The sequence below is a fragment of the Bacillus sp. GMa5/1 genome (assembly GCF_050172015.1).
Lineage (GTDB): Bacteria > Bacillota > Bacilli > Bacillales > Bacillaceae_G > Bacillus_A > Bacillus_A cereus.
In genome coordinates, this window is the sequence record NZ_JBNLYC010000218.1 from 1 (window position 1) to 5,921 (window position 5,921).

Consider the following 5,921-nt stretch of genomic DNA (forward strand, 5'->3'; position numbering starts at 1 on the left):
GAGCACGCATATAAGCATGCTCTTGGACAAGAAAGGTAGATTTCTATGAGTGGATATCTCCATACAATACTATATGCTTGTCCAGTTAAAAGGTGAAAAGTTTTAATGAAATCTTTATTTTATTAATTTGTAGGTTGATACAGTTCCCCAAACGAAAAGAACCAAGTAAAAAAGTCTTTGTAGTAGACCTGCAGGTAAGGGGAAAAGAAAAACAAGTGAGATAATGATTGTTATTACTATTAAGTTTAGTAAGCAGAAATATGTCCATTTTCTAGTTTTTTTAAGATTCTTTGCAAAAATAAATAGTCCTGGAAATACAGTAAGCATACCTATCCAAACTAGAATAGAATGTCCAATTAGGTTTACATCTGCAGGAATTAATCCTGAGACTATAGTGGAAACTCCTATTATAATTATAAAAAATGTTGCTATTTTATTAATTTTTGTTTTTTCAAGATGTTGTGAAATATATAGTACTCCAATACAAAATGTTATTCCATTAAGAATAAAGAGTAAATTCATCCAAAAGTGATTAGGGGAGCATATTTCATAAGGAGCTATTTCGTAGGTGAATTCTCCACAGGTTGTTACACCTAGATCACTCATTGCATGATGCAAATAGTTATAAGGTGCTGTAGAAGTGAAAATAAAGAAAGGTTCAATTAAAAAGTATAGACAAGTTGCAATCCAGCTAAATAAGCCAAATTTATTTGATATATACATTAGATACCTCCTTTGAAAAAAAGTATATTTCCATTATAGGTGGTTACATCATCAAAAGTGAAAATTTTCAAGTTGAAAGTCGATAACTCTGTTCAATAATATAGGATTTTCTAGAAAAATGTGATTAGCGGAAAGACGTATAAAAAATGGATGGGGCAGAACCTAACAAAATAGTTATTTGAATTAGTTTTATTAATAAAAAGAGCACACTTGTATATGTGCTCTCAATAAGGTAGATGAATGTCTCATGAAACAGAAAAATCCAAAAAGTTGTAATCAGATTTTCATGAGTAAATTTTTAATATTGTATTCCTTATGTGAATTTATGGAGCCTGTCATTAAAGAAACGATGCGAGTTGGAGTTTTAACCCAAACGATATTTCATAATAAGCGAAAAGGAGCACACATATAAGCATGCTCTTTGATAAGAAAGGTAGATCTCTATGAGCGGAGAGACTACATACAATATCCATATGTTTGTTTCTTTTAAATGTGAAGAAAAAATCAACAAAAGGTCAATGTAAACTCAATAAAAATTCAACAAAAACGCTATTTTATTAGACTGCGAGATGGTGATAAGAGTCTTACTTTTATAGAGATATTTGTAGGTCGTGAGAGTAGTACCTTCACGACCTACAATATCCCTAATTCCTTTAATGGCGTTTCTAGTTATTTTAATAAAATTTCATGTTCTGGTTCTAAATGGATTAGTATGTGAGCACGATTAAATTGTTTCTTAATATTTTTCTCTATCCGATCACATAATTCATGGGCAGTTTCAATGTTATAGTGAGATGAAACGACAAGATGAAAATCTATGTATTCAGTTGGACCAGAACGTCTTGAACGAAAATCATGAAACTCAATATATTCATCTCTATAAGATTCTATAATTTTTATGATTTTTTGTTCCTCTACTGGTAATAAACGTGCATCAATTAATGGGGGAAAGGACTCCTTCATTAATTCGAAGGCTTCAGTCATGATATAAACAGCTAAAATAATTCCAATGATTGGGTCTAGGAAATACCATTCTGTTATACTAACTAAAAGTAAGCTGATTGCAACACCTAAAGAAGTGTATACATCAGTGAGTAAATGTAGTGCATTAGATTTCATTGCAATAGAATTTGTTTTTTCAGCAGTTCTGTTAACAATTCGTGATACTACAAAATTGATGAGTGCTCCAATCAACATAACAACTATTCCTAAAAATGGTAGATGAATGGGTTCGGGGTGTATCAATTTAAGGGTACATTCATAAATAATCCAAAAACCAGCTATAAAAATTAATAATGTTTCGATTGTTCCAGAAATATTTTCTACTTTTCCATGTCCATAGGGATGTAATTTATCCGCTGGTTTATTTGAAATTCGGACAGAAAAGAAAGCGATGATTGAAGCTAATAAATCTAAAGAGGAATGAATTGCTTCGGAAAGAATAGCTACTGAACCAGTAAAAATACCAATAACAACTTTTAAAATGACGATAAAAGTGTTACTTAATACTGACGAAAAAGCTACTTTTGATGAATTCATTGTTACATATCCCCCCTATCTTTTATTAATTATTTTTTATGTTATCAGTTCAATATACAGTGGGTCTATAGCAATCTTTTTGCAAAAGACAATAAAAATTGAAAAGGTTTCAATATGTTTCCCGTGGGCATATTTAATTGTTAACCAAAAAATTGAAATATAAGTTAATAAAATGAATTAAAGACAGGGAATAAGAGGTGCCTAGTGCTTTTGATAAGTTATCTTCGGTGCAAAACTAAAAGCAGCTAGCAAAAGCTAGCTGCTAAGCCTTCGGGTATGAAGGGAAATCAGAAACTGTATATACATTATTAACGGAATATTGGGTTTTATTCAGGAGTTAGAGGGAAATGAATAAATTTAGACTGTTCCAACTTGGTTTTGGTCTGCAACATCAGAATCAAATGTGTTTGTTGCACTAACACCGTTAAATGTATTGAGAACAAAAGCAACGTTAGATGAACCTGAACCATTATAAGCTTTTGTATTTTCTTTTGGAGAAACGTTATAAAAATCACCTAAGTTGAAAGAACCGTTACTATTTTGCACAACCATATTTCCGACAATAGATGGCATAGCTTTCACCTTCTTTCCTAGGAAGCATTTAAATTAGTATATGGTGTATGCGTCTAGTGGTTCATCTGAAACTGAGAATTTTGAAATGAAGTTTGATTGAAAATCTAATAAAATAATCCTTTTGAAATTATATAGGTACAATTCACATTTGAGCCGCTTTTTGAATGTAAGAAGGTATTAAATTAATAAAAACGCCTAAAATGGAAAAAAACTGTTTTATAAGAAGGAGTGAGAGGATTGGATAATTTAAAGAAAAAGAAACTAAAAAAAGCAATTGCTCGTCGGACAAAGGTTATACAAAAATATGAGAAAGACAGAATAGATAAAGCTTGGAGGAATCTTTTTATACAGACAAGTATAATGAAATAAATATAGTCCGGCTAGAAAACTAGAGGACACCAATTCATTAAAACAACTTGAATTGCTGCTTTAATGAATTGGTGTCCTTTTTATTTTGGAAGGGGGAGATAGGAAAATATGAGGGCACTACAAGACTAATTACGTGAGTGGAAAAAGCAATTGAATCAAACAAGAAAGAAAAAAAGATATAGAGTTCAAGTAGTTGTGAGATAAATTGAAAATAGAAATTGATAAGTAAAAAGATAAATAATTAAACATGCGGATGTATTGAATGCAAATGAAATAAAAATTAAATAGGTATATTTTTAATTTTTAAGTTAAGTATAGAGAAGAAATGAATTATCTAGATATTAAGAAAGGATGGATTTTTACAATGAGTTCAAATGAATCAAATTTCAGTTTTACCAGTAACAAAGATATTGTAAAGTACCTTAATGTAAGAAAAGACCCTGTTGATTTAAGAGACAAAATGTTTCGGAGTTACTTGTTTAGTAATGAGGCGGATTTGCCAACGCAAGTCGATCTTCGTCCTAAAATGTCAGGTATAGTAAATCAATGGAATATAGGTTCTTGTACGGCAAATGCAATTGTGTCAGGGTTACGAGAATATCTATTATTACAATCAGGTCGTCCATTTACTTGCTTATCTCGTTTGTTTTTATATTATCATGAACGAGAAATAGAAGGACATATTCAGGAAGATAGTGGAGCGAATGTTCGTGATGGTATGGGGGTTCTTAAAAATATTGGGGTATGCCCTGAAGAGGATTTTCCTTATACCGAGAATTTTAGAGATAAGCCATCACCAAAGGCTGAATCAGATGCTGCACTTTATAAAATTGGAACCTACCATCGTATTCAAGATTTATCGGGATTAAAGGCTGCACTTGCTCATGGATTAGTTACTGTACTTGGATTTGCTGTACCAAAATCTTTTATGTCAGAAGAAGTGAAAAGACTGGTATAGTTCCAGTATCAGGAACAGATGATGTAATTGTTGAAGATGGTCAACCAGCGGGACATGCTGTTTGTGCTGTTGGATATGACGATGATAAGCAAACGGTTATTATTCGCAACAGCTGGGGAGAAGACTGGGGAGATAAAGGATATTGTTATTTCCCATATGAATTATTTAAAAATGGAATTGTGCAAGATATGTGGACAGGTCGTTAATTAGAAAAGTGATGGAAGTATGGAAACTACAAAACACGTTATACGTGTTACGGGTAGCATAAAAGAGCTTGAAAAAGATGTAGAAATAAAAGGTGTAATGCATTATCATCTATTAATTAATGATATATCAGTTTTACATACAAGTGGTGCAGAGGTATCGTATAAAGATTATGTACAAGCTATGAAGCAGCATGTGATTTCTTTTGGTAACTATGCATTCTGTCGTTTCTGAAAATGATGCACGCGTAGAAGCCCGTGATTTCTGGAACTGTGGTGACAAGAGTGCAACAGTTTGGGTGGCTGATGTAGAAGTGAAAACAATGGATGATATGCGAGCAGGTACACAGGCTTTTATCGATGAATTATGTAAATTAGGTGCTAAGAAAGTCAGTTTATATGTTGATCATCATATGTATGCACCTTTTGGTTGTGAAATATTTAAACAAAAAAGTGTTAGCAAGTTTGCAAACGAACTTGCTAACACTCATACAAAATAGACATAAATTATCGCTGATATGTCTTCCTTAATAATAGCCATAATCAATTAGAACACACTAATATGAAATGCTCATAAAATCATTCTTGATATACATGATAATAGTATAAACTCTATATTTCTTTTAATAATTTAGGGTTATATCTTTTCTGCATTAGACGCTTTTAACCACGCTTCGTAGAATTCTGTAACTGATGCATACCGTTCTGCTCGATTGTCATTTACAGCACGATACGCTACCGCATATAATTCCTTACTTGCTTCCCATTTTATAAAAGAACGATCTTTTTCATCGCCTAAAAGTGAGAAAGCCATTGCTCCCATATTAAATACATTTGTTCTTTCATCAATTATTGCGTTTAGTTCAAATTCCTCTGGTGACATAAAACGGGAGGAACCCCATAGCCGGCCCATTTTATTTATGTAAGGTTTCTTACTGTATAAATCTATATCACAAATTTTTGTTTCGTTTGTATTAAAATTATATAAAATACTACCGTCATAAAAATCTATCGCTACATAATTTTTCTTTTCTACATAAGTATGGAAAGAAAAAATGGAATGTAAGGAATGAACTCGTTCTATAGTAGATAAATGTCTAAATTTATAAAATGGAGAGTTTGGATTTTCATATTTCTCAGGAGGTGGGAAGCGCCAATGCGAATGAAGACATTCACCATCAAACCAATCGAAAATTAATACATATCCAGATTGAACTGGAAAATGATCAATTAATTTTATGAGCGATTCATGCTTTAAATCTTCATAAATAGTAACTGAATTTTTTAGCCTTTTAATAGCATCACCCGTTGTTCCTTCATATGCAATTGTTTGTGCTCCTGCGTATTTGATAAATTTCTTGTGACCATCTTTTTCTACACCAAAACTTATATTACCTGAGTCTTGCTGGTCAAAAACTGCAAATACGGTACCTAATTTAATAAGCCAATCAAAATTATGATATTCTTTTAATTGGAATGTTACACTATTTAACTGAATTTCGACGGAATTATCTTTCATAGCTTACCTCACATTTAATATAATTAAGTTGTACATT

General features: G+C 31.8%; 5 protein-coding genes and 2 pseudogenes. 3 read left to right on the forward strand and 4 right to left on the reverse strand.

The window, feature by feature from the left end; translation table 11 throughout:
- Nucleotides 1–114: 114 nt before the first annotated feature.
- From ACQGSG_RS25760 to ACQGSG_RS25770, 3 genes are all read right to left on the reverse strand, one after another.
- On the reverse strand, nt 115–723 hold the full coding sequence (locus ACQGSG_RS25760) for a DUF998 domain-containing protein (protein WP_098289909.1): 609 nt from the start codon (nt 721–723) through the stop codon (nt 115–117).
- A 669-nt stretch (nt 724–1,392) separates the two neighbouring features.
- The gene (locus tag ACQGSG_RS25765; RefSeq protein WP_016110071.1) at nt 1,393–2,262 is read right to left on the reverse strand and encodes a cation diffusion facilitator family transporter; all 870 of its coding nucleotides are present in this window, start codon (nt 2,260–2,262) and stop codon (nt 1,393–1,395) included.
- 357 nt (nt 2,263–2,619) lie between these two features.
- Nucleotides 2,620–2,835, reverse strand: coding sequence for a spore germination protein (locus ACQGSG_RS25770; protein WP_001139345.1), 216 nt, complete (start codon nt 2,833–2,835; stop codon nt 2,620–2,622).
- A 237-nt stretch (nt 2,836–3,072) separates the two neighbouring features.
- Between ACQGSG_RS25770 and ACQGSG_RS25775 the strand changes: the two genes are divergently transcribed.
- From ACQGSG_RS25775 to ACQGSG_RS25785, 3 genes and pseudogenes are all read left to right on the forward strand, one after another.
- Complete coding sequence (locus ACQGSG_RS25775; protein WP_000369348.1) at nt 3,073–3,204, forward strand: DUF3983 domain-containing protein; 132 nt, start codon at nt 3,073–3,075, stop codon at nt 3,202–3,204.
- A gap of 364 nt (nt 3,205–3,568) precedes the next feature.
- A pseudogene (locus ACQGSG_RS25780) lies at nt 3,569–4,368 on the forward strand (C1 family peptidase).
- Nucleotides 4,369–4,528: 160 nt separating this feature from the next.
- Nucleotides 4,529–4,796, forward strand: a pseudogene (locus tag ACQGSG_RS25785) (GH25 family lysozyme); the annotation flags it as partial.
- A 206-nt stretch (nt 4,797–5,002) separates the two neighbouring features.
- On the opposite strand, the gene ACQGSG_RS25790 reads toward ACQGSG_RS25785, so the two are convergent.
- Nucleotides 5,003–5,884, reverse strand: a complete 882-nt coding sequence (locus tag ACQGSG_RS25790) for a protein kinase domain-containing protein (RefSeq protein ID WP_000654548.1) — start codon at nt 5,882–5,884, stop codon at nt 5,003–5,005.
- Nucleotides 5,885–5,921: the final 37 nt, after the last annotated feature.

Excerpts from the sequence above, each read along its gene's own strand:
- ACQGSG_RS25770 (WP_001139345.1), bottom strand. The coding sequence starts at position 2,835 with ATGCCATCTATTGTCGGAAATATGGTTGTGCAAAATAGTAACGGTTCT.
- ACQGSG_RS25790 (WP_000654548.1), bottom strand. The coding sequence starts at position 5,884 with ATGAAAGATAATTCCGTCGAAATTCAGTTAAATAGTGTAACATTCCAA.
- ACQGSG_RS25765 (WP_016110071.1), bottom strand. The coding sequence starts at position 2,262 with ATGAATTCATCAAAAGTAGCTTTTTCGTCAGTATTAAGTAACACTTTT.
- ACQGSG_RS25760 (WP_098289909.1), bottom strand. The coding sequence starts at position 723 with ATGTATATATCAAATAAATTTGGCTTATTTAGCTGGATTGCAACTTGT.